General features: G+C 57.8%; 21 protein-coding genes. 13 read left to right on the forward strand and 8 right to left on the reverse strand.

Annotated elements, in window-relative coordinates; genetic code table 11:
• The first annotated feature begins 50 nt into the window (after window positions 1-50).
• Window positions 51-395, forward strand: coding sequence for a DUF8846 family protein (locus tag AC2FIM_RS12685; RefSeq protein WP_271949582.1), 345 nt, complete (start codon window positions 51-53; stop codon window positions 393-395).
• On the opposite strand, the gene AC2FIM_RS12690 is transcribed toward AC2FIM_RS12685, so the two are convergent.
• Window positions 392-1,450, reverse strand: a complete 1,059-nt coding sequence (locus AC2FIM_RS12690; RefSeq protein WP_142637194.1) for a transporter substrate-binding domain-containing protein — start codon at window positions 1,448-1,450, stop codon at window positions 392-394. The two genes, AC2FIM_RS12685 and AC2FIM_RS12690, sit on opposite strands and share 4 nt — an antisense overlap.
• 208 nt (window positions 1,451-1,658) lie before the next feature.
• On the opposite strand from AC2FIM_RS12690, the gene dapE reads away from it, so the two are divergent.
• Genes dapE through rnr form a run of 3 tightly spaced genes read left to right on the forward strand, consistent with a single transcriptional unit; the run spans window position 1,659 to window position 5,686 of the window.
• A complete protein-coding gene (gene dapE / locus AC2FIM_RS12695) occupies window positions 1,659-2,798 on the forward strand; it encodes a succinyl-diaminopimelate desuccinylase (RefSeq protein ID WP_496708158.1) in 1,140 nt (379 codons plus the stop codon).
• Between the two features lie 3 nt (window positions 2,799-2,801).
• On the forward strand, window positions 2,802-3,377 hold the full coding sequence (locus AC2FIM_RS12700) for a TIGR04282 family arsenosugar biosynthesis glycosyltransferase (RefSeq protein ID WP_271949587.1): 576 nt from the start codon (window positions 2,802-2,804) through the stop codon (window positions 3,375-3,377).
• 47 nt (window positions 3,378-3,424) lie between these two features.
• Window positions 3,425-5,686 carry a ribonuclease R gene (rnr, locus tag AC2FIM_RS12705; RefSeq protein WP_496677855.1) on the forward strand — a complete coding sequence of 754 codons (2,262 nt, stop codon included), beginning with the start codon at window positions 3,425-3,427 and terminating at the stop codon, window positions 5,684-5,686.
• Window positions 5,687-5,717: 31 nt separating this feature from the next.
• On the opposite strand, the gene AC2FIM_RS12710 is transcribed toward rnr, so the two are convergent.
• Both AC2FIM_RS12710 and AC2FIM_RS12715 read right to left on the reverse strand, forming a co-directional pair.
• Window positions 5,718-6,116, reverse strand: a complete 399-nt coding sequence (locus AC2FIM_RS12710) for a DUF1801 domain-containing protein (RefSeq protein WP_281995448.1) — start codon at window positions 6,114-6,116, stop codon at window positions 5,718-5,720.
• Window positions 6,113-6,826, reverse strand: a complete 714-nt coding sequence (locus AC2FIM_RS12715; protein WP_345741810.1) for a glutathione S-transferase family protein — start codon at window positions 6,824-6,826, stop codon at window positions 6,113-6,115. The genes AC2FIM_RS12710 and AC2FIM_RS12715 overlap by 4 nt, the downstream gene beginning before the upstream one ends.
• Before the next feature lie 67 nt (window positions 6,827-6,893).
• On the opposite strand from AC2FIM_RS12715, the gene AC2FIM_RS12720 reads away from it, so the two are divergent.
• Window positions 6,894-7,607: a helix-turn-helix transcriptional regulator gene (locus AC2FIM_RS12720; protein WP_142637184.1), complete on the forward strand. Its 714-nt coding sequence runs from the start codon at window positions 6,894-6,896 to the stop codon at window positions 7,605-7,607.
• A 62-nt stretch (window positions 7,608-7,669) separates the two neighbouring features.
• The gene (locus AC2FIM_RS12725) at window positions 7,670-8,968 is read left to right on the forward strand and encodes a lytic murein transglycosylase (protein WP_496677853.1); all 1,299 of its coding nucleotides are present in this window, start codon (window positions 7,670-7,672) and stop codon (window positions 8,966-8,968) included.
• 73 nt (window positions 8,969-9,041) lie between these two features.
• On the opposite strand, the gene AC2FIM_RS12730 is transcribed toward AC2FIM_RS12725, so the two are convergent.
• Both AC2FIM_RS12730 and AC2FIM_RS12735 read right to left on the reverse strand, forming a co-directional pair.
• Window positions 9,042-10,439 carry an aspartate aminotransferase family protein gene (locus tag AC2FIM_RS12730; RefSeq protein WP_281995446.1) on the reverse strand — a complete coding sequence of 466 codons (1,398 nt, stop codon included), beginning with the start codon at window positions 10,437-10,439 and terminating at the stop codon, window positions 9,042-9,044.
• A 75-nt stretch (window positions 10,440-10,514) separates the two neighbouring features.
• Window positions 10,515-11,198 carry a GntR family transcriptional regulator gene (locus tag AC2FIM_RS12735; RefSeq protein WP_496677851.1) on the reverse strand — a complete coding sequence of 228 codons (684 nt, stop codon included), beginning with the start codon at window positions 11,196-11,198 and terminating at the stop codon, window positions 10,515-10,517.
• 141 nt (window positions 11,199-11,339) lie between these two features.
• Here AC2FIM_RS12735 and AC2FIM_RS12740 point away from each other — a divergent pair, with 141 nt between their 5' ends.
• From AC2FIM_RS12740 to AC2FIM_RS12760, 5 genes are all read left to right on the forward strand, one after another.
• Window positions 11,340-12,425 (forward strand): polyamine ABC transporter substrate-binding protein, encoded by a 1,086-nt coding sequence (locus AC2FIM_RS12740; RefSeq protein ID WP_142637176.1) that lies wholly within the window; start codon window positions 11,340-11,342, stop codon window positions 12,423-12,425.
• A gap of 69 nt (window positions 12,426-12,494) precedes the next feature.
• Window positions 12,495-13,622 carry an ABC transporter ATP-binding protein gene (locus AC2FIM_RS12745; protein WP_142637173.1) on the forward strand — a complete coding sequence of 376 codons (1,128 nt, stop codon included), beginning with the start codon at window positions 12,495-12,497 and terminating at the stop codon, window positions 13,620-13,622.
• Entirely contained in the window at window positions 13,622-14,512 is an 891-nt protein-coding gene (locus tag AC2FIM_RS12750; protein ID WP_142637171.1) for an ABC transporter permease subunit, read from the forward strand. The genes AC2FIM_RS12745 and AC2FIM_RS12750 overlap by 1 nt, the downstream gene beginning before the upstream one ends.
• Window positions 14,509-15,327, forward strand: coding sequence for an ABC transporter permease (locus tag AC2FIM_RS12755; RefSeq protein ID WP_142637169.1), 819 nt, complete (start codon window positions 14,509-14,511; stop codon window positions 15,325-15,327). The genes AC2FIM_RS12750 and AC2FIM_RS12755 overlap by 4 nt, the downstream gene beginning before the upstream one ends.
• On the forward strand, window positions 15,324-16,625 hold the full coding sequence (locus AC2FIM_RS12760) for an NAD(P)/FAD-dependent oxidoreductase (RefSeq protein ID WP_496708156.1): 1,302 nt from the start codon (window positions 15,324-15,326) through the stop codon (window positions 16,623-16,625). The genes AC2FIM_RS12755 and AC2FIM_RS12760 overlap by 4 nt, the downstream gene beginning before the upstream one ends.
• Window positions 16,626-16,628: 3 nt before the next feature.
• Here the strand turns inward: AC2FIM_RS12760 and AC2FIM_RS12765 are convergent, their stop codons facing one another.
• The 3 genes from AC2FIM_RS12765 to AC2FIM_RS12775 are packed head-to-tail and all read right to left on the reverse strand — an operon-like array spanning window position 16,629 to window position 19,432.
• Window positions 16,629-17,498: a phosphotransferase family protein gene (locus AC2FIM_RS12765; protein ID WP_496677850.1), complete on the reverse strand. Its 870-nt coding sequence runs from the start codon at window positions 17,496-17,498 to the stop codon at window positions 16,629-16,631.
• Window positions 17,499-17,552: 54 nt separating this feature from the next.
• Window positions 17,553-18,218, reverse strand: coding sequence for a flagellar hook capping FlgD N-terminal domain-containing protein (locus tag AC2FIM_RS12770; RefSeq protein WP_496677849.1), 666 nt, complete (start codon window positions 18,216-18,218; stop codon window positions 17,553-17,555).
• Window positions 18,219-18,220: 2 nt separating this feature from the next.
• Window positions 18,221-19,432, reverse strand: a complete 1,212-nt coding sequence (locus AC2FIM_RS12775) for a flagellar hook-length control protein FliK (RefSeq protein WP_271949603.1) — start codon at window positions 19,430-19,432, stop codon at window positions 18,221-18,223.
• 112 nt (window positions 19,433-19,544) lie between these two features.
• Here AC2FIM_RS12775 and AC2FIM_RS12780 point away from each other — a divergent pair, with 112 nt between their 5' ends.
• Both AC2FIM_RS12780 and AC2FIM_RS12785 read left to right on the forward strand, forming a co-directional pair.
• Entirely contained in the window at window positions 19,545-19,817 is a 273-nt protein-coding gene (locus AC2FIM_RS12780; RefSeq protein WP_142637161.1) for a rod-binding protein, read from the forward strand.
• Complete coding sequence (locus AC2FIM_RS12785; protein ID WP_271949607.1) at window positions 19,810-20,169, forward strand: flagellar biosynthesis protein FlgN; 360 nt, start codon at window positions 19,810-19,812, stop codon at window positions 20,167-20,169. The genes AC2FIM_RS12780 and AC2FIM_RS12785 overlap by 8 nt, the downstream gene beginning before the upstream one ends.
• Window positions 20,170-20,214 lie beyond the last annotated feature (45 nt).

The following is a 20,214-nucleotide window of genomic DNA, read 5'->3' on the forward strand; positions in this document are numbered from 1 at the left end:
AATTCCCCGGCTGCTTGACCGCAGGCAGGTGCGCGGCTATGGCCCCTTGCATGGAAAAGCAAAAGAAACCTTCGCGTCAGCAGGTCTATACCCTGCTTGTGCAGATCGGTCGCAAGGATGGCGATGGCCTGCCCGACGGCGCAACCGGGGCGGCATTGATATGTTTTGCCAGCGGCGTCGACGAGGCCGAGGCCGTGCGCGAAACGGTGGCGATCCTGAAACAGGCAGATACCGCGCCTTTGGATGTCACAGGCTATGGCACTTTGGCTGAACGTGAAGCGCAAGGTCACGAGATCGACCCGGATGAACGGGCCCTGATGCAGCGCGCGCTGGATGAAAATGCAGTGATCGTGGCGCAGATGACCCCGTTTTTCGGGGATGAAGAGACGGCTTAGTTCCGCGCCCCAAACCACTTGCGATAAATCTCGTCATAGGTGCCGTCTTCGCGCAGCGCCAGCAGCGCCTGGTTGACGTCTTCGACCAGGGGGGACCCGGTGGGGAAGGCAATGCCGTAATTCTCGCGCAGGAATATACCGCCTGTCATCGAGGCAATCCGGCGGCCTTCATGGGCGGCGAAATAGGACAGGATCGGCGCGTCGAACACGATGGCGTCCAGTTCCTCGTTGCGAAAAGCTTCAAGCATGGGGTCGAGCCCATCATAGTTGGTAAACTCGATCTCGCGGCGGTTCAGAAAGTTAGCAGCGGTTGAATTCGAGATTGTTCCGACCTCTTTGCCGTAAAGGTCATTTATCGAATTCACGCTGCCACTGATTGCATCCACTGTCATGACCGAGGTGATCCGCGCAGTGAAGACCGAGACGATAAACAGCGAAGATACAACCAGCACTACACCCAGAATTCGACCAAATGGCGTGCGCGGCATTCGTTCCTCAAACCCGCCATTGACCACCAGGTTCAAGGCCCACCAGAATGAGGGGAACCAGGCCTCGTCAAGCTTGCGGTCGAAATAGGGCTGCGAGCGGCGCTCGAACACCCACATCAGCATGCCGCCGCCAAGAAGGATGGCAAAGGCGAGCCCGATAGCAATGAACAATTCGCGCGACAGTAACGCATGTAGCAGTGACGGGCGGCGCACCGCGTCCGATGGCACCATGATCTGCAAACCAGCCTCGAAAATCGGCTGGCTGAAGTCCATCTGCGTTTCTCGCGAGGCAGTGATCGAGATATTGGCGATGGCCAGATCTGCGGATCTGTTCTGCACTGCGCCCAGCATGTCGCCAAAGGCGTCGGAACGTTGGATGGAATAGTCCCAATTCAAGGATTCAGCCAACGCCTCAAGCAGGTCCATCGAGAATCCGGTTTGGGCTCCATCTTCGACAAAAGAAAACGGAGGCCGTGTCACGGTCGAAACCGTCAGCGTCTGGGCCTGGCTTTGCTGGCCGAGAACGGCGAAAGTCAGGCAGATCAATGCGAAAAGAGCACGTGTCATCGTAAAATCACCTGTTTCGCGGCCCTCTAGCGCATATTCGAACCGGCAGACAAGGCAATCGCAGCGTAAGGCCCCATGTTTTCCGGGGGTGTCAGTTCGATACAAGGTGGAAAAAGCCCGCGGTTTCTGGCCTGTTGGGGTTGGCAATCGGGCCAATTCGTTGAATCTGTGCGCGAACCTGAAAGAAATTTTATGGAAAGGGCCCACCATGACAGATCCGATTGCGTTGACGGCCGACCTGATCCGTTGCCCATCGGTCACACCTGAAGAAGGCGGTGCCCTTGTCCTGCTGCAGGATGTCCTGTCACAGGCGGGGTTTGATTGTACCCGTGTTGATCGCGCCGGCATCAGCAATCTGTTTGCGCGATGGGGTGCAAAAGGTCACGCCCGAAGCTTTGGTTTCAACGGTCACACCGATGTTGTTCCGGTGGGCGACGAGGCCGCTTGGACCACACCGCCTTTCGGGGCAGAAATCCGGGAAGGGTTCATGTATGGACGCGGGGCCACTGACATGAAATCGGGTGTGGCGGCCTTTGCAGCGGCGGCAGTGGATTTTGTACGCGACACGCCGCCCGACGGGGCGATCATCCTGACGATCACGGGTGACGAAGAGGCTGATGCGCTGCATGGCACCACCGCCCTGCTTGACCATATGGATCAATGCGGCGAGCGGATGAGCGTCTGCCTGGTCGGTGAACCCACCTGCCCGAACAGGATGGGTGAAATGATGAAGATCGGCCGTCGCGGCTCGATGACAGCCTGGTTTACCGTAACAGGTGTGCAGGGCCATTCGGCCTATCCACACCGGGCAAAGAACCCACTGCCCGCCATGGCCCGGCTGATGGACAGGCTGGCCAGTCACGAGTTGGACCGGGGATCTGATCATTTTGAAGCCTCGACACTGGCGGTTGTGGCGATCGACACGGGTAATTCCGCCACAAATGTCATCCCGGCACAGTGCAGCGGGACTGTGAACATCCGGTTCAACGATCTGCATTCCGGCGCCAGCCTCAGCGATTGGCTGCAAGCGCAGGCGCGCGATGTAGCCGCCGCGTTTGGCGTTGATGTTGATGTGCGTATCAAGATATCGGGCGAAAGCTTTCTGACCCCTCCTGGCCCTCTGTCGGAATTGGTGGCCAAATCGGTTGCGGCTGAAACCGGGGTCACGCCCGAGATGTCGACATCCGGGGGTACTTCGGACGCGCGTTTCGTCAAGGATCATTGTCCGGTTGTCGAATTTGGTTTGGTCGGCAAAACCATGCATCAGGTGGATGAATGCGTTGAGGTGGCGCAGATTGAACAGCTCAAGGCGGTCTATACCCGTATCCTGGCCGACTATTTTTCCTGATTCATGCAGCGCACCCTGGTGATCATGGTGAAAGAACCGCGCCCGGGCCGTGTCAAGACCCGGTTGGGGCGCGATATCGGTATGGTCGGTGCGGCGTGGTGGTTTCGGCATCAGACCCGCTCTTTGATCCGGCGCCTGCGCGATCCGCGCTGGCAGATCGTGCTGGCGGTCTCGCCGGACCGCGAAGGGCTGACCAGCCGCATCTGGCCCGCTGATCTGCCACGTGCGCCACAGGGGCGTGGGGATCTAGGCGATCGTATGGGGCGGATGCTGCGGGAAATGCCAACAGGGCCAGTCTGTCTGATCGGTGCGGATATCCCAGGGGTTACACGGGGGCATATCGCGCGCGCGTTCCGGGCATTGGGGCGCAACCAGATGGTGTTTGGTCCGGCCCCGGATGGCGGATATTGGCTGGTCGGGGCGCAACGCATTGGTGCCCTGCCACACAGCCTGTTTCAAAACGTGCGCTGGTCGACGGAACATGCGCTGGCCGACACGCTGGCCTCGATCCCCGGATGCCGGGTGGAGATGCTGGATCAGCTGCGCGATGTCGACACGGTTGCTGATCTGCAAGCCTGACCCTTTTTGGTCATGACGCCGCCGCATCTCCGTGATAGGCCGAAATCATGACTCGCATCCCTACCAAGCAAGAGGTCCTCGATTGGATCTCGGCGAACCCCACCCTGACCTCGAAACGCGACATTGCTAAAGCCTTTGGCATCAAGGGCGCGGATCGGATCGACCTGAAACGGATCCTCAAGGAACTTGAGGCCGAAGGGCATCTTGAAAAGCGCAATCGCAGCTATCGTGACCCGGATCGTCTGCCGCCTGTCAGCGTGTTGCAGGTGAAGGCGCCGAATGCCGATGGTGATCTGTTCGCGCGCCCGCTGGAATGGCATGGCGAAGGGGTCGAGCCGGTTGTTCTGATGATCACCCGCGCAAGTGACCCGGCGCTGGGTGAAGGCGACCGCATTCTGGCCCGCCTGACCGTGGTGCATGAGGAAGACCATAATTACGAGGCCCGCCTGATTCGCCGGATCGGAACCAACCCGCGCAAGATCGTCGGTATCTTCCGCAAAGGGACCGAGGGCGGACGGATCGTGCCCATCGACAAGGCCGGACAGAACGAGTGGCTGGTCAATGAAGGTGCCGTACTGGGTGCAAAAGACGGTGAGTTGGTCGAGGCCGAACAGGCCGGACCCAAGACCCGCATGGGCCTGCCACGTGCCCGCATTGTCGAACGGCTGGGCGACCCGTCGGCCCCCAAGGCCGTGTCGCTGATCGCCATTCATCAGCATGGCATTCCCGATGACTTCCCCGACACAGTGATTGCAGAGGCCGACAAGGCCAAACCCGCTGGCCTGAAAGGGCGCGAAGATCTTCGGGATATTCCGCTGCTGACCATCGACCCCTCAGACGCGCGGGATCATGATGATGCCTGTTTCGCTCATGCTGACGATGATCCTAAGAACCCCGGGGGGCATGTTGTTTGGGTCGCCATTGCTGATGTCGCCGCCTATGTGCAGCCCGGTACGGCGCTGGATCGCGAGGCGCGCAAGCGGGGCAACTCCAGCTACTTCCCCGACCGCGTGGTGCCGATGCTGCCGGATCGGCTGTCCGGTGATTTGTGTTCGTTGCACGAAGGCGTCCCGCGCGCGTGTATCGCCGTGCGGATGCAGGTCGACGCCGAGGGCAACAAGATCGGCCACCGGTTCGTGCGGGGGCTTATGCGCTCCGCCGCCTCGCTGCATTATACCGAGGTGCAGGAGGCCATCGATGGCGCCCCCAATGACCGCACCGGGCCGCTGTTAGAGACCGTACTGAAGCCGCTCTATGCTGCTTATGCTGCACTGAAAAAGGCGCGGGGTGTGCGGCAACCGCTGGAACTGGACCTGCCGGAACGCAAGATTATCCTGAGCGATACGGGCGACGTTCAAAGCGTGGCTTTCCGCGACCGTCTGGACGCGCATAAGCTGATCGAAGAGTTCATGATCCTCGCCAATGTCGCTGCGGCTGAAACCCTGATCGCCAAGCGCCGCCCGCTGCTGTTCCGTGTCCACGAAGAACCAGCACCCGAGAAGCTGGAAAGCCTGCGGGAAACGGCTCAGGCGGCGGGGTTGAATTTGGCCAAGGGGCAGGTGTTGCAGACCCGCCACCTGAACGCACTGCTGAATGCGGCTGCGGGCACCGAGGATGCAGAGTTGATCAACCTGACCACCCTGCGGTCGATGGCGCAGGCCTATTACAACGCTGAGAATTTCGGCCATTTCGGGCTGGCGCTGCGGAATTATGCACATTTCACCTCGCCCATCCGGCGCTATGCCGACCTGATCGTGCACCGCGCGCTGATCTCGGCCCATGGCTGGGGTGCCGATGGCCTGACCGAGGATGAGATCGCCCGGCTGGACGAAACTGCCACTCATATCTCGGATACCGAACGCCGCTCGATGATGGCGGAACGAGATACGACCGACCGGTATCTGGCGGCTTATCTGAGCGAGCGTGTTGGGACTGAGTTCTCGGGTCGGATCAGTGGTATCGCCCGGTTTGGGGCTTTCGTGAAAATGGACGAGACCGGCGCGGACGGTCTGGTACCGGTGCGATCCTTGGGGCGCGAGTTCTTCCATTTCGACCGGGAGGCCGGAACCCTGATGGGGTCGGACACCGGGCTGATCATAGCCATCGGCCAACGCGTCACCGTGCGTCTGACCGAGGCGACACCTGTGACGGGTGGGCTGGAGTTGGAGCTGTTGTCGATCGACGATCAGGCTCTGCCGACGGGGCGCGGAGGAGCATCCAAGCGCCCAACGCGACGCAAGGCGGTCGGCACCAAGCGCAAGAAGGACAAGATCAAACGCAAGGTGGAACGCAAACGCCGTCAGAAGTGAGTTCGCATCTCGGGAACAAGGCGCATGTAAGTCAGCCTTTTGCGGGAAGGTGATAGGTCAACGCGCGGGCTATCAGCCAGCCATGGCGGGTGGCGTCGATCTGATCCGGATCATCAAACAGAACAGCCCGGTTGCCGTCTATCCGATCTTCGCCCGGAAAGGCCGAGGTGAAATCGCCCATCAACCGGCTTTGGCAATGCACGAACAGGGCAAAGCGGGCCGCTTTGTGCCCGCCCAATCGGATCGTGGATCCCTTGGGCGCCAGATAGGCGGGCTGCCCCCAGCGCAATGCCTCTTGCAACGGCTGCGCGCGGGGCAACGAAGTGGCGGTTTCCAGGATCAACTGACGCAGCGCAAGCGCCCCGGCACGTGTGCCTTCGGGCAGGGCATGATAGGCCGCTGCCACTGCGGGATCGTCAAATTGTGTCATGACAGCGGTATCGCCTGCTCCATCCGGTCTATGTAGTCGCTCAACAGCTTATCCTGTTTGATCCGCTGGGTCAGCGGTGTATTGGCCGGCGTCGCGCGCATCGCGGCAAGCATGGGGGCCACGCTCATATCCACTGAGGTCGGGGTTTCTCCCATCAAATAGGTCGACTGCCATAGATAGGCCGAGATCGCCTCAAGATCGCGTTCCAGCCTGTCCTGACGTTCCGCATCTGAGAATCGAGAGACGCCCTGAAACCCCAATCCTTTAACAACGTTCTTGCGGATAGAATTGGCAACCGGTTTGCGGATCAGGGCGGGGATGCCAGTGAAAAAGGTCTTATACAGAATCGGCCAGACTTCGTCATTGGCCCAGCGGTCTTGGACGATCTGAAAATACAGATGCTCTTCGGCCAGGCGGATCAAGGCGCGCGATTGGGCCTTTTGCAGATCGCTCAGCCCGTGATCAAAATCACTGCCTTGCGCCTCAAGCCAGTCGCGGATCAGGTCGCTGTCGGGGATCAGACGCTGCGGCGTGCGCAGAACCGGCAGCTTCTGATGCGGCATCTTGCGCGGATCAAGGAGGTCAGATCGCTGCCAGCGTTGGCCCGATGTTTGCAGCATTAGTGCCGTCTTCACGCAAAACGGGCTGGCGCTGAACAGGCCAAAGGCAGAGGGGTAGGTCAAAAGGGTCAGCATCTTGGGCTCCATCATGGGTATAGGTGATGGGTATGCCGAGCTAATGACAATTTCTGTCATTAGAGATAAAGTAACCTGCATTATGACCCGCACCGCCCGTTTGTTCCAATTAATGCAATCCTTGCGCTCTGGCCCGTCGCCAAGAACGTCGATTGAGCTGGCTCAGGATCTAGGCGTTTCGCCGCGCACGATTCACCGAGACATCGATTCATTGCGCAGCCTCGGCGCCGTGATCGACGGAGAGGCGGGGTTCGGGTTCACCCTGATCGAGGACGCCACCCTGCCACCGCTTGGCTTCACCGATGATGAGCTTGAGGCCCTGGTGCTTGGCCTGCGCGAGGTACAATCCATTGGTGATCCCGGCCTCTCAGAGGCTGCCAGCGAAGTTCTGCGCAAGCTGCAGGGTCGTTTGCCACCGCGCCAGTCTCAGCGCCTCAGCCATGCGGTGCTGACCGCCACACGGTTTGACCGGCCGGCGAAACCAACGGTGGATGTCGCTGAACTGCGGCGGGCCACCTGGGACGAACAGACGATCGAATTTTCCTATTGGGATGCCAAAGGCGACGAGACCCGTCGCAGTGTAAACCCGCTGAGCATTGTGTACATGGATCGCGCCAGCGTGCTGATCAGCTGGTGCCTGTTGCGGCAGGATTTCCGCGTGTTTCGGTTGGATCGCATGCAAGAGATGCAGACGACCGGGGCCTCGTTCCGGCCCAACCGGGTCCCTCTGCTGCGCGAAGCTCTGAACCGGCTGCGATCCGAGCGAAAGGCGAGAGACCGCGACTCGGAAAGCTGAGCGCTTTGAGATTCGCCATTTTTGCGCTATCCTGTGGTTGAGCAGTTATCAGGAAATTCGGAATGCGTAGATGCGTAAGCGGCGTTATGACCGCAGCATTATGGGCATCCATCGTACAGGCGGAGTCCATCAAAAGCCCGGAAGGGCCACAGCCGATACAATTGGCGTCGGCTGATCTTACAGTCTCAATCCGACCGGTCGTCCGACCATCGGAGGAAATGTATCGCGTGTCAGAGGAAAGAAGCGCCCGGTTTCAGGCGTGGCTTGGTGATTTTCGGGCGAGGGCACAGGCGCAGGGCATCCTGCCCGGGACTTTGGACCGCGCGCTTGCGGGGCTGGCCTATGACAAGGACATCATCAAGCGCGATCGTAATCAGGCTGAGTTTACCAAGCCCATCTGGGACTATCTGGATGCGGCCGTTTCTGATCGGCGCGTCGCGGACGGTCGCGCGGGGTTGGAACGCCATGCCGCGGTGCTGACCCGGATTGAGGCGCAGTATGGCGTCGAAAAAGAGGTCGTGGCCGCGATTTGGGGGCTTGAGACATCTTTCGGCACATTTCGGGGGTCGGATCAGACGATCCGTTCGCTTGCGACGCTGGCCTTTGATGCCCGACGGGCTGAGTTCTTTGAAACGCAACTGATTGCCGCCTTGCGGATCATTCAGGCAGGCGATGTCAGTCCCGCAACGATGGTCGGAAGTTGGGCCGGAGCAATGGGGCATACGCAGTTCATGCCGACCTCGTTTTTGGATCACGCCGTGGATTTCGACGGTGATGGGCGGCGGGATATATGGGCGGATGACCCGACCGACGCGCTGGCCTCGACAGCGGCCTATCTGGCGCGTCATGGGTGGACCAAGGGACAGCCATGGGGTGTTGAAGTGCGCCTGCCCGCCGGGTTCGATTTTGCGGCCGCGAGACGCGATTACACGCTGCTGCCGTCAGACTGGGCGGCGCTGGGCGTGGTTGCGTGGGATGGACAGCCGCTTACGGATCATGGTCAGGCAGCGATCTTGTTGCCAGCGGGTGGTGAAGGCGTTGCATTGATGGTCTTCGAAAATTTCCGCGTGATCGAGCAATACAACGGTGCAGATGCCTATGTGATCGGCATTGGACATTTGTCCGACCGTCTGGCGGGCCGCGCGGCGTTTCAGGCCGAGTGGCCTCGGGGTGATCGGGCGTTGAGCTTTGCTGAGAAGAAGGAATTGCAGCTCCGGCTGACCGAAGCCGGGTTCGATACACAGGGGATCGACGGGCGCACCGGCCCGAACACCACCGAGGCGGTTCGGGCCTATCAACTGGCACAGGGGCTTTTGCCGGACGGCTATGCGTCCGCGCCGCTGTTAGAGCGGTTGAGGTAGGGGAGGGGGCTCTGCCCCCGTCGCCTGACGGCGCCTCCCCCGAGGTATTTTCAGCCAGATGAAGCTGCGCGGGTCAGGAGGCCGCTTTCATCAGGCCCTGTGCGATGATCTCGGCCTGTGCCTCGTCCAGAGATTTGTGGATGCGTACGAGCATCTCATCAATTTCCGCGGGTGTCAGAACCAGCGGAGGAGAGATGATCATCCGATCGCCCACATGGCGCATGATCAGGTTATTCGCAAAGCAGCGGTCGCGGCAGATATAGCCGACTGTACCCGGATCGGAGGCGAATTTGGCGCGGCTGGCCTTGTCCGGGGTCAACGCAATCGAGGCCATCATGCCGACGATCTTGGCCTCGCCCACAAGCGGGTGATCGGCCAGCGCCTCCCATTTTTCCTTCAGATACGGCGCGGCCACATCGCGGACATGCTCGACGATCTTTTCTTCTTCGAGGATGCGCAGGTTTTCCAGTGCCACGGCGGCGGCGACCGGATGGCCGGAATAGGTGTAGCCGTGATTGAACTCGGTGCCACCAATGACCTCGGCGATTTCATCGCTTACGATGGATCCGCCAATCGGCGCATAGCCCGAGCTGAGGCCTTTGGCGATGGTCATGATATCGGGGCGAATGCCGACGGTTTGTGACCCGAACCAATTGCCGGTGCGGCCAAAGCCGCAGATGACCTCATCCGCGATCAACAGGATATCGTATTTGTCACAGATGCGCTGAATTTCAGGCCAGTAGGTATCCGGTGCAACGATCACGCCACCTGCGCCCTGTACGGGTTCGGCGATAAAGGCTGCGACGCGGTTTTCGCCAAGTTCCTCAATCGCCTCTTCCAACTCACGCGCGCGGGCCAGGCCGAATTCTTCGGGTGACATGCTGCCACCTTCGGCCCACCAGTTTGGCTGGTTGATATGGTGGATATTCGGGATCGGGATTCCACCCTGCGCGTGCATCCCTGCCATGCCGCCCAACGACGCCGAGCCGACCGAAGAGCCATGATAGGCGTTATGGCGGCTGATGATGATGTTCTTGTCGGGCTGGCCTTTTTCGGCCCAATAGGTCCGAACCAGACGGATGTTTGTGTCATTCGCCTCAGACCCGCCGGCTGCAAAGAACACATGGTTCAGATCGCCTGGCGCAAGTTCCGCGATCTTCGCGGCCAGCGCGATGGCAGGGACGTGGGTCGTTTTGAAAAAGGTATTGTAATACGGCAGTTCGCGCATCTGGCGGGCTGCGACCTCGGCCAGTTCATCGCGACCATAGCCGATATTGACACACCACAGGCCCGCCATTGCATCGAGTATTTCTTCACCCTCGCTGTCCGTAAGGTAGACGCCCTTCGCACGGGTGATCACACGCGCGCCTTCTTTCCCTAGGGCGCCATTGGCCGAAAAAGGGTGCATGTGGTGGGCGGCGTCCAAGGCCTGCAACTGGGCCGTGGGCAAATGGTTTGTGATGGTCGACATCGGAAAATCTCCTGCAAGAGCGATTGGCAGCTACAATATGATCAAATTTTTTCCTGTCAATCGAATCGGACAGATCTAAGCGTTGACTAAGGCGTCTGCCATCAGCTCCATGCCCTGTTCGATATCTTGTGCGGTTGCTTTTGCTGCCATATCCGCGTCCTGATTGCGCAACGCCGAAATGATATCCTTGTGGCGGTCCGGCAGGCTCTGAGTGCCGAATCTACCACATACAACGCGCAAAGACGGCCCGAATCTAAGCCACAGGCGCTCGGCCAGATCATTGAGAATCGGGGCATTTGCATGGCCGTAAAGCGTTTCGTGAAACCGGTGGTTGAGGCGCAGATAGCCGCTGACGTCTCCATCGCTGATAGTGCGATCCAGACGTTGGTCGATCTGCTCAAGATGATCAATGTCCTGAGGTGTCACATTCGCAGTTGCACGCCTCGAAAGCTCTGATTCTATTTTGATTCTTGAATAAATCATCTGTTCGACATCGCCGTCGGTCAGAAGAGGAACACTCACTCGGCGGTTGCCCTGAAACACCAGAGCACCATCGGATATCAGGCGCCTGATCGCCTCCCGCACAGGGGTCATTCCAACACCCAGCGAATCAGTGAGACCCTGGATCGTGACGGGTTGCCCCGGCACCAATTCGCCGTACATGATTTGTGATCTGAGGGTATTATAGACCTGTTCATGCGCAGGTCGTTTTTCACGCGCACCGTCAGTGCTGAATGCCTTATTTTTGATCAAATCCAAGTGGTTTGCCCTGTTTCCCGCTATGTTGACTTGTCAGGTTTCTGACCTCGTGAAACCATACGACGGATCGTGCGAAAACGCAAAACTTGATCAAATCCAAAAAAACGGGAAAATAGCGCGTACACTTGCAGGGAGAATAATATGACAATCAAAACGCTGACCATGACAGCGGTCATCGCATTGGGGACTTCGGCGGCCTTCGCTGAAGAGGTGCGTGTTTACAACTGGTCCGACTATATCGACGAAGAGCTTCTGACAAAGTTCGAGGAAGATACCGGTCTGACTCTGATTTATGATGTTTTTGACAGCAACGAGGTATTGGAGACCAAGATGCTGGCCGGTGGATCAGGCTATGACGTGGTGGTGCCTTCGGGTACTTTCCTTCAGCGTCAGATCCAGGCTGGAGCCTTTCAGGCGCTTGACGCTGCACAGTTGTCGAATTCAGGCAATCTGTGGGATGTGATTCAGGAACGTACTGCCGGGTATGATCCGGACAACGCCTATTCTATCAACTACATGTGGGGCACAACCGGGCTTGGTGTAAATGTTGGAAAAGTGCAGGAAGCGTTGGGCGAGGATGTTGCGCTGAACAGCATGGATCTGGTTCTGAAACCCGAGAATATGGAGAAACTTGCATCCTGCGGCGTACATTTCCTGGATGCTCCGGCAGAAATCATTCCGATGGTTCTGCAATATTTGGGTGAAGACCCGGACAGCCATGACAAAGATGTTATTGGCAAGGCCGAGGCGGTTTTGACCAGCGTTCGACCGCACATTCAGAAGTTCCACAGCTCGGAATATATCAACGCATTGGCCAATGGCGACATCTGTGTCGCCGTGGGGTGGTCGGGTGATATCCTGCAGGCCCGCGATCGTGCGGCCGAAGCCGATAATGGTGTTGAAATTGAGTATCATCCCTTTGCTGAAGGGTCGTTGATGTGGTTCGACCAGATGGCGATTCCGGCTGATGCTCCGAACCCGGAGGGTGCGCATAAATTCCTGAATTTCATTCTGGATGCCAACAATATGGCTGCGGCCTCGAACTATGTTTACTACGCCAATGGCAACAAGGCTTCGCAAGAATTTCTTGAGGAAGACGTGATCGGTGATCCGGCCATCTATCCGGATGATGCGACCATGCAAAACCTCTATATCACGACGCCTTACCCGTCGAAGATACAGCGGGTCGTGACCCGTTTGTGGACCAAGATCAAATCGGGCACCTGATCCGGCTTGTTTCAGCAGGGCGGACCAACCGCCCTGCCATTCTTTTCAGATTGCCGAACGGGGGCCGTTTTGAACTCTACTGTTTTTGTGCCGTGGGAAGACCCACAGGCGAAACCTCTGATCCAGTTCCAGAATGTCACCAAACGGTTTGGTGAGTTCACGGCCATCGACAATCTGTCCTTGGATATATTTGAGAAAGAATTCTTTGCTCTGCTAGGGCCCTCGGGCTGCGGCAAGACCACGATGATGCGAATGTTGGCCGGGTTTGAAAAACCGACCGAAGGGCATATTCTGCTGGGCGGGCAGGATATAGATCCCATTCCGCCGAACAAACGGGCTGTGAACATGATGTTCCAATCCTACGCGCTGTTTCCGCATCTATCTATCTGGGAAAACATCGCCTTTGGTCTGCGTCGGGACAATATGCCAAAGCATGATCTTATGGATCGTGTCGAAGAGATGTTGCGCCTGACCCGGCTTGAACAATTCGCCCGTCGCAAACCGCACCAGATCTCGGGTGGTCAGCGTCAGCGCGTGGCGCTTGCGCGATCCCTGGCCAAAGCGCCAAAGCTGCTGTTGCTGGACGAACCTTTGGGGGCGCTGGATAAGAAACTGCGACAGGATACGCAATTCGAGTTGATGGATATTCAGGAAAAGACCGGCACCACCTTTGTGATCGTGACCCATGATCAGGAAGAGGCGATGACCGTGGCCAGCCGGGTTGCGGTAATGGATCAGGGTAATCTGATACAAGTGGCGACACCCGACCGGATTTATGAGAATCCCAGTTCGGTCTATGTGGCCGATTTCATTGGCGATGTGAACATCATCCAGGGCAGGGCCACGGCAAGCGCTGATGAGACCTATCAGATTGACTGGGCTGAAGGTCAGGCACCTTTGACTGCGTCCTCGACCACAGAGTTTTCGAACGGCCAGCTATGTCATCTGGCGATCCGCCCCGAGAAGGTGACGATCTCGGTTGATCGTCCTGCGGATGCAATCAACGCAGTGCAGGGCAAGGTGCTTGACATTGCCTATCTGGGCAATCTGTCCACTTATCACGTCGAACTGAATAACGGCACGATTATCAAGGCGCAGACGGCAAATACCCGTCGCATTTCGCGTCGTTCCTTTACATGGGAAGACCCGGTCTGGCTGTCCTGGACAGCCACCGCCGCGGTTCTGTTGGCGGATTGATGCGCCGCGCCCTTCTGATCGCCGTCCCGTATGTCTGGCTTTTGGCGCTGTTTCTGGTGCCATTTTTCATCGTTCTGAAAATCTCGCTTTCGGACACGGAGCTGGCCATCCCGCCTTACACGCCGACACTGGATCTATCTCAGGGCTGGGCCGGGCTCAGGGATTTCTTCAGCCAGCTGGATTTTGAGAATTTCGTCTGGCTAACCGAAGATGACCTGTATTGGAAAGCTTACCTGTCCAGTGTCAAAATCGCGTTGATTTCAACCATACTGACTTTGCTGGTGGGGTATCCTATCGCGTATGGCATGGCCCGCGCACCGGCTGAGTGGCGCCCGACGTTGATGATGTTGGTAATTCTGCCGTTCTGGACGTCGTTCCTGATCCGGGTCTATGCTTGGATGGGTATTCTCAGCAACGAAGGTTACCTGAACCAACTGCTGCTGTGGACGGGCATCATCTCGACCCCGCTGACCATTCTGAACACCAACACAGCTGTCTATATCGGTATCGTCTATACCTATCTGCCCTTCATGATTCTGCCGATCTATTCCGCGCTTGAACGAATGGACGAGTCGCTGATCGAGGCCGCAGAGGATTTGGGCTGTTCGCGTATTCAGGCCTTCTGGCTGATAACGATCCCCTTGTCACGCCCGGGTATCATCGCGGGTTGTTTCCTGGTGATGATTCCGGTGATCGGCGAATTTGTGATCCCATCATTGCTCGGAGGATCCGGGACATTGATGATCGGCAAAGTGTTGTGGGAGGAGTTCTTCTCGAACCGCGACTGGCCGGTGGCCGGTGCCGTGGCAGTTGTGCTGTTGCTGATCCTTGTGATTCCCATCGTGCTGTTCCAGCGCAACCAGCAGAAACAGACGGAGGCTGAGCAATGAACAGGTTAAGCTGGTTCAACGTCGTCTCGTTGACGCTTGGTTTCGCGTTTCTCTATATCCCGATGCTCATTTTGATCATCTTCTCTTTTAACGAAAGCAAACTGGTCACGGTTTGGGCTGGATTTTCGACCAAATGGTATGGTGAGTTGGTCCAGAACGAAGCGTTTCTTGATGCTGCCTGGGTCACCTTGCGGGTTGCAGTATTCTCGTCGACCCTGGCTACCATTCTGGGTACGGCGGCGGCTTATGTGCTGGTACGCGGTGGGCGGTTCTTTGGCCGGACTCTGTTTTCGGGCATGATCTATGCGCCTCTTGTGATGCCCGAAGTGATCACTGGCCTGTCGCTTTTGCTGCTGTTCATCGGAATTGGACTGGACCGGGGTATTTTGACCATCGTGCTGGCACATACGACCTTTTCAATGTGCTTCGTGTCGGTTGTTGTATCCTCACGTCTGGTCACGTTTGATCAGTCTCTGGAAGAGGCAGCGTTGGATCTTGGGTGCTCACCCGCACAAGCCTTCCGTCTTGTCACCCTGCCGATCATCGCCCCGGCGGTGATTTCAGGCTGGTTATTGGCTTTTACGCTGTCGCTGGATGATCTGGTGATCGCATCATTCACATCGGGCCCGTCAGCCACGACTCTGCCGATCAAGATTTTCTCAGCTGTGCGGCTGGGCGTCAGCCCTGAAATCAATGCGCTATCCACGATCATGATTGCGGTCGTGACGGTCGGTGTCATAGCAGCATCTTTGGTCACCAAGCGCGCGATGGTCCGGCAAAAACAGGATGAGATGGCGGCAGTGCGTGCGGAATGAAACGTCTGTTCCCTGAGTATACCTATGGATCTGGACCGCGATCAGGGTGCTGGTGGGATGAAACTATCGCAGCACCAGACTGGCCGGTGTTGCAGGATGATCTGAGCGTGGATGTCGCCATCATCGGCGGCGGGTTCACAGGTGTTACAGCCGCGCTTTTCCTGGGGCAGGCAGGCCTATCCGTCGCAGTTCTCGAGGCGGAGACGCCGGGGTGGGGTGCCTCGGGTCGCAATGGTGGGTTTTGCTGCCGAGGTGGGTCAAAGCTGAGCGATCGTGGCATGGCTCGGCGATATGGGGTCGAGGGGGCCGAAAGCTTTGCCCGGGCCAAAGTGGATGCGGTCAATCTTGTCGCCGACCTGCTTGAGGCGCATCAGATCGAAGCGGACGTTCATTCCAAGGGCGAGACCGCCCTGGCCCACACCGCCCGCGCCATGGAGAAATTGCGACGCTCTGCGGATGACGGGGGCTGCTTGCATGAGGCAGCCGACCTGCCCGGGCTCGGGTTGGGTGGGGATTTTTTCGGGGGCTATAGCGTGCCGGTCGGATTTGGTCTGAACCCCCGGAAATACCTGTTCGGCATTGCAAATGCGGCCGCTTCCGCTGGGGCCCGATTTTTTCAGAAAACCATGGCCAGAGACATTACCAAAACCAGCGCGAGCTTTGATGTTCGAACCGGGTCAGGGCGGATCAAAGCGTCGAATGTACTGATCTGCACCAACGGATATTCCAGTGAAAACATGCCTGAATGGCTGTCTGGGCGCTATATGCCAGCGCAATCAACCGTTCTGGTGACCCGCCCATTGACCGAGGCTGAGGTGTCGGCGCAGGGCTGGACCTCGGATCAGATGTCTTACGATACACGAAATCTTCTGCACTATTTTCGTCTTATGCCGGATCGGCGGTTTCTGTTTGGGATGCGCGGTGGCCTGCGCTCATCACCTAAGGCCGAGGCTGCGATCCGGCAAAAGGTGCAGCGTGATTTCAAGGCCATGTTTCCGGCATGGGCCGATGTGGACGTGACCAATATGTGGTCAGGGATGGTGTGCCTTACCCAGGATCTGACGCCGTTCGCAGGGCCCGTTCCGGGTCAGAATGGGATGTTTGCCGGGCTGGCCTATCATGGAAACGGTGTCGCGATGGGTACCTATTGTGGGCGGGCGCTTAGTCGCATGGTGCTTGGACAGGATGCGGAATTGCCTGAGCCAATGGCCCGACCCCCGCGGCGTTTTCCACTTGGGTCCTGGCGGCGGGCGCTGATGCCGCCAGCCTATGCGTTAATGGCACTGGCCGACCTCTGACATTCACAAAGCGGCCAGTTCCAGCTCGAGCCCTTGTTCATAATCTGGTGCCCCATGTTCTGCGCGCCATAGGCAGTAGGCCGCCATCCTCCACCCGTACCAGCGGCGTAAAGACCGGTAGCGGTTTACGGTTTCCTGCCGGTCATACGCCGAAAGAAAGGACTTTTGCTCGTCAACGGTCAAAACCGCACCTCTGTAAAGATATTGCATGGCGGGTGACAGGAACAGCGCAAGGTCCTCGCAAGGATCACCAACGGCTGGGCATTGCCAGTCAATCAGCGTCAGACCAGAGGATGCGACGAGGATGTTTCCCGCCACCGGGTCGCCGTGAATCAGGCAAGTATGATCCGACCGCAAAATATGATGCTGTGGTTGCATCTTTTCCAGCTGAGCCCGTCGATCCGATGTGCACATCGCCAGAATGCTTTGACTATGTTCGGCCAGATCTGCGCTACCGTTTTTACCGGTGGGTGCGTTCTCTATGTTTAGGTTGAGCGAATGCAGGCGGTGCAGCAACCGGGCCACTGGGGCCGGGTCAGACCGCCAGGGGGTGCCCTGTGCGTGGTCGTAGAACACCCAATATCCGTTGTCATGTTGTCCCGTTGCCCGCAATCGCGGCACAACCCCAGAAGAAGCCAGTGCCCGCAGACAGGCGGCTTCCAATGCGGGATCGTTGCGAAACAATGGGTTTTCCAGGTCCGAGCGGTACAGTTTCAATACCTGATCACTGTCGTCGCCCAGCACCTTCCACACCCGGTTTGTCCTGCCACCATACAGAGTTTCGAACTGTGCCCCAGCGCTGGCAAATCCGAGCCTGACAAGTTGAGCAACAAGGTCGCGCGGTGGGGACGGTATTTGAGGCAGGGAGATCACCAATCAGTCAACGAGTCGGGCATTGCCTTGGTTTCGCCTGTCGTTAACCGTAGATCAAGCTCCTGTTCGCACCGCAGTGACTATTCCTGCTGGCACCACCTCTCCGCCAGCGAGCGTCAGCAACACTGCATCAGTGCCGACCTGCGCCTCGAGCACCTGATTATACGCTGAGGCGATGCGTTCAGACAGCAGCTCATCGCCGTCATAACTTTCCATCGTTGCGGTATAATTTCCTGCCGGTAACGGGGCGGCATCGTCATCGGTTCCGGCCCAGACAAACTCGGATTCCGTCGTAGAAACAGCGATGCGTTCAACGACCTCGTCCGAGTCGTTGCGGATCACCATAAAGGCGCTGTCCGCCCCGGGGTCGGCCTGCGCATACAGCGTTTCTGGTGAACCGTCGAAATGAAAGGCAGAGGCGGTTCGCACATCCATCCCGACCCAGCTGGCAAGCTCTTCAAGGTTTACACTGCCAAGCGAATAGGCAAGCGCTGAGAGCAGATCGTTGGTCTGAACTTGCTGCTCGACCATCGAGAACTGAGCCAGTTGCGAGGCGTATTCTGATGAATCCAGCGGCTCCAGCGGGTCTTGGTTGCGGGCCTGGGCGGTCAGCATCAGAAGGAAGGTTTCAAAATCCGAGGCCAGGCCGGATGTTCCAGATTGCGCCGAAGATTGGGTCTGTGTGGCGGTAGCGCCTGTATTCTGTGTGGGCGTGATCATGCTCAAAGCCTCATATCAACGCGGCCACTATGGCCGATCCGGGTTAAGACCGGCTCGCTTGCCTGATCCATTTCGGTCTGGGTTGTATTCAGACCGGACTCCGCGTGTCTATCCGCGCTTTCGGACTGGCCGTCTGACGAACCACCCAGATTGAAAGACAGATCGCCAAGCCCGAGGTTTTTGAACTCAGCCTCAAGAACCGAAAGATGTCGCCTCATCATTTCCAGAGTTTCCGGCCGCTCGGCTGCGATCGTCATCTGCAACCCGTCATCCCGGCCATTCATGACGATTGAGATCTTGCCCAGCTCTTCCGGATTCAAGGTCAGTTCAATCGTGCCGGATTGTGGTCTTGCATGTATCGCAGCGGCCATCTGCCCCGCGATTGCCCGCGCCGTTTCTGCCCGTGCTGAGGTTAAAAAGTGCTGATGGCTTGCTGACGTATCTCGTGCCGTTGAAAATGGCTGGCTTTCGCGCGCGGGCAGAATCCCCTCGGCATCCGGGTCTGATACCAAATCAACGTCCTGCACCTTGGCAGACGCCATCAGTTGTATTTGAACAAATGTCGGAACGGATTGCGTTGTCGGCGGTGAACCGGTGGCTTTGGGAGCCCGAGCCGCATCGGGTGTATCTCGCGAAACCAGCTTTGGTTCTGGCACTTCGGGTTTTTCGGACGCAGAATCCGAGGGTATCGACGCCTTGGTCCGATAGCCCTTTGCAATAGCGGTTTGCGTCAGATTGTGTTCCGGGTTTTGCTGAGCGGTTTTCGCCTGCAACAAAGCCGGAACCTCAGATCGGGCGCGTTGCGCCGCGTTTCCAAGCGCATCACCCCGAGGATCGGGGGTCGCATTGTTTGGCGCTGCGAGTATTACGGCCTTGTCAGGTTCGGGCAGCGATGCCGGCGTTTCCTCAGGTGCCATCTCTTCGTCCTGCGCCGGCGCGCGGGTGGGCGGGTCAGTTACAGGTTTTCCCGACAGGCTGGTCGCAAGATCAACAGAGTCTTCTTCGACCACATCCTCTTCAACCTGCACCTCGGCATTAATGGTCAGTTCGGGCACGTCCTCATTCAAGCTGTCACCTTCGGAACGCTGCAATTCCTGCTCCATTACCTCAGCAAAGGTGTCAGCCCCTTCCGAGATTGGGTGTCCCTTGGCGGCAGTTTCAGATTTTGCGGCGCTGGCGGTCGAGGATGTGGACAATATAAGAGGGTTGGGCATTTTGCTCCGGCTCCGGTTTGCGTAACCAGGAATTTGCCCGCAGGAAGTTACGTTTATTTTAACCGCTTTCATATTTGATCCAGAAAGTTCGATGCAATTTTCGGAGAAAGCGATGAAGCTATCTGGTATTCCAGCGGCGCCGCAGCCCTTGTCTGTTGAGCAAAAGCTGAAAGATGCTGCGGTAGAGCTTGAGGCGGCGTTCCTGTCTGAAATGCTTAAGTCCGCAGGTCTGGGCGAATCCCGAGATTCGTTCGGCGGCGGTGCGGGTGAAGACCAGTTTTCATCGTTTCTTGTTCAGCAGCAGGCACTGCAGCTTGCCAGGTCCGGCGGTGTTGGCCTGTCCGAAATCCTGTTTCAGTCCATGATGGAGAATACCAATGCCTAACAAGTCTGAACATGACCTGATCAAATCTCTTGAAGAAGTTCTGGACCTTGAACGCAACGCCTTGGTGACCGGGGATCTGGATCGGTTGAATCACATGGTCCCGGAAAAGGAAAAGCTGATCGGTGCGATCAATGATCTTGAGGTGATTGATAGTGATGAACTGATCGGGGTTCAAAAGAAAGTCGACCGGAATCAGGCTCTGCTGAACAATGCGGCCGAAGGGATTCGGGCGGTTGCCGGGCGCATGGCTGAACTGCGCCGAGTGCGTCAGGAATTCAGTACTTATGGAGCGGATGGGCAACGCAGCGATTTTACCGTTCGCAGTCACGCAAAGCTGGAAAAGCGGGCCTAGCGCGAGGATTGAATCAAATCCGAGCTTTCTGATTTTCGAGTCTTA

It is taken from the genome of Ruegeria sp. CDSC052, from assembly GCF_059610685.1.

Excerpts from the sequence above, each read along its gene's own strand:
- AC2FIM_RS12775 (WP_271949603.1), bottom strand. The coding sequence starts at position 19,432 with ATGCCCAACCCTCTTATATTGTCCACATCCTCGACCGCCAGCGCCGCA.
- dapE (WP_496708158.1), top strand. The coding sequence starts at position 1,659 with ATGACAGATCCGATTGCGTTGACGGCCGACCTGATCCGTTGCCCATCG.
- AC2FIM_RS12740 (WP_142637176.1), top strand. The coding sequence starts at position 11,340 with ATGACAATCAAAACGCTGACCATGACAGCGGTCATCGCATTGGGGACT.
- AC2FIM_RS12690 (WP_142637194.1), bottom strand. The coding sequence starts at position 1,450 with ATGACACGTGCTCTTTTCGCATTGATCTGCCTGACTTTCGCCGTTCTC.
- AC2FIM_RS12760 (WP_496708156.1), top strand. The coding sequence starts at position 15,324 with ATGAAACGTCTGTTCCCTGAGTATACCTATGGATCTGGACCGCGATCA.
- AC2FIM_RS12750 (WP_142637171.1), top strand. The coding sequence starts at position 13,622 with ATGCGCCGCGCCCTTCTGATCGCCGTCCCGTATGTCTGGCTTTTGGCG.
- AC2FIM_RS12710 (WP_281995448.1), bottom strand. The coding sequence starts at position 6,116 with ATGACACAATTTGACGATCCCGCAGTGGCAGCGGCCTATCATGCCCTG.
- AC2FIM_RS12730 (WP_281995446.1), bottom strand. The coding sequence starts at position 10,439 with ATGTCGACCATCACAAACCATTTGCCCACGGCCCAGTTGCAGGCCTTG.
- AC2FIM_RS12755 (WP_142637169.1), top strand. The coding sequence starts at position 14,509 with ATGAACAGGTTAAGCTGGTTCAACGTCGTCTCGTTGACGCTTGGTTTC.
- AC2FIM_RS12685 (WP_271949582.1), top strand. The coding sequence starts at position 51 with ATGGAAAAGCAAAAGAAACCTTCGCGTCAGCAGGTCTATACCCTGCTT.
- AC2FIM_RS12770 (WP_496677849.1), bottom strand. The coding sequence starts at position 18,218 with ATGATCACGCCCACACAGAATACAGGCGCTACCGCCACACAGACCCAA.
- AC2FIM_RS12700 (WP_271949587.1), top strand. The coding sequence starts at position 2,802 with ATGCAGCGCACCCTGGTGATCATGGTGAAAGAACCGCGCCCGGGCCGT.
- rnr (WP_496677855.1), top strand. The coding sequence starts at position 3,425 with ATGACTCGCATCCCTACCAAGCAAGAGGTCCTCGATTGGATCTCGGCG.
- AC2FIM_RS12720 (WP_142637184.1), top strand. The coding sequence starts at position 6,894 with ATGACCCGCACCGCCCGTTTGTTCCAATTAATGCAATCCTTGCGCTCT.
- AC2FIM_RS12725 (WP_496677853.1), top strand. The coding sequence starts at position 7,670 with ATGCGTAGATGCGTAAGCGGCGTTATGACCGCAGCATTATGGGCATCC.
- AC2FIM_RS12715 (WP_345741810.1), bottom strand. The coding sequence starts at position 6,826 with ATGATGGAGCCCAAGATGCTGACCCTTTTGACCTACCCCTCTGCCTTT.
- AC2FIM_RS12780 (WP_142637161.1), top strand. The coding sequence starts at position 19,545 with ATGAAGCTATCTGGTATTCCAGCGGCGCCGCAGCCCTTGTCTGTTGAG.
- AC2FIM_RS12785 (WP_271949607.1), top strand. The coding sequence starts at position 19,810 with ATGCCTAACAAGTCTGAACATGACCTGATCAAATCTCTTGAAGAAGTT.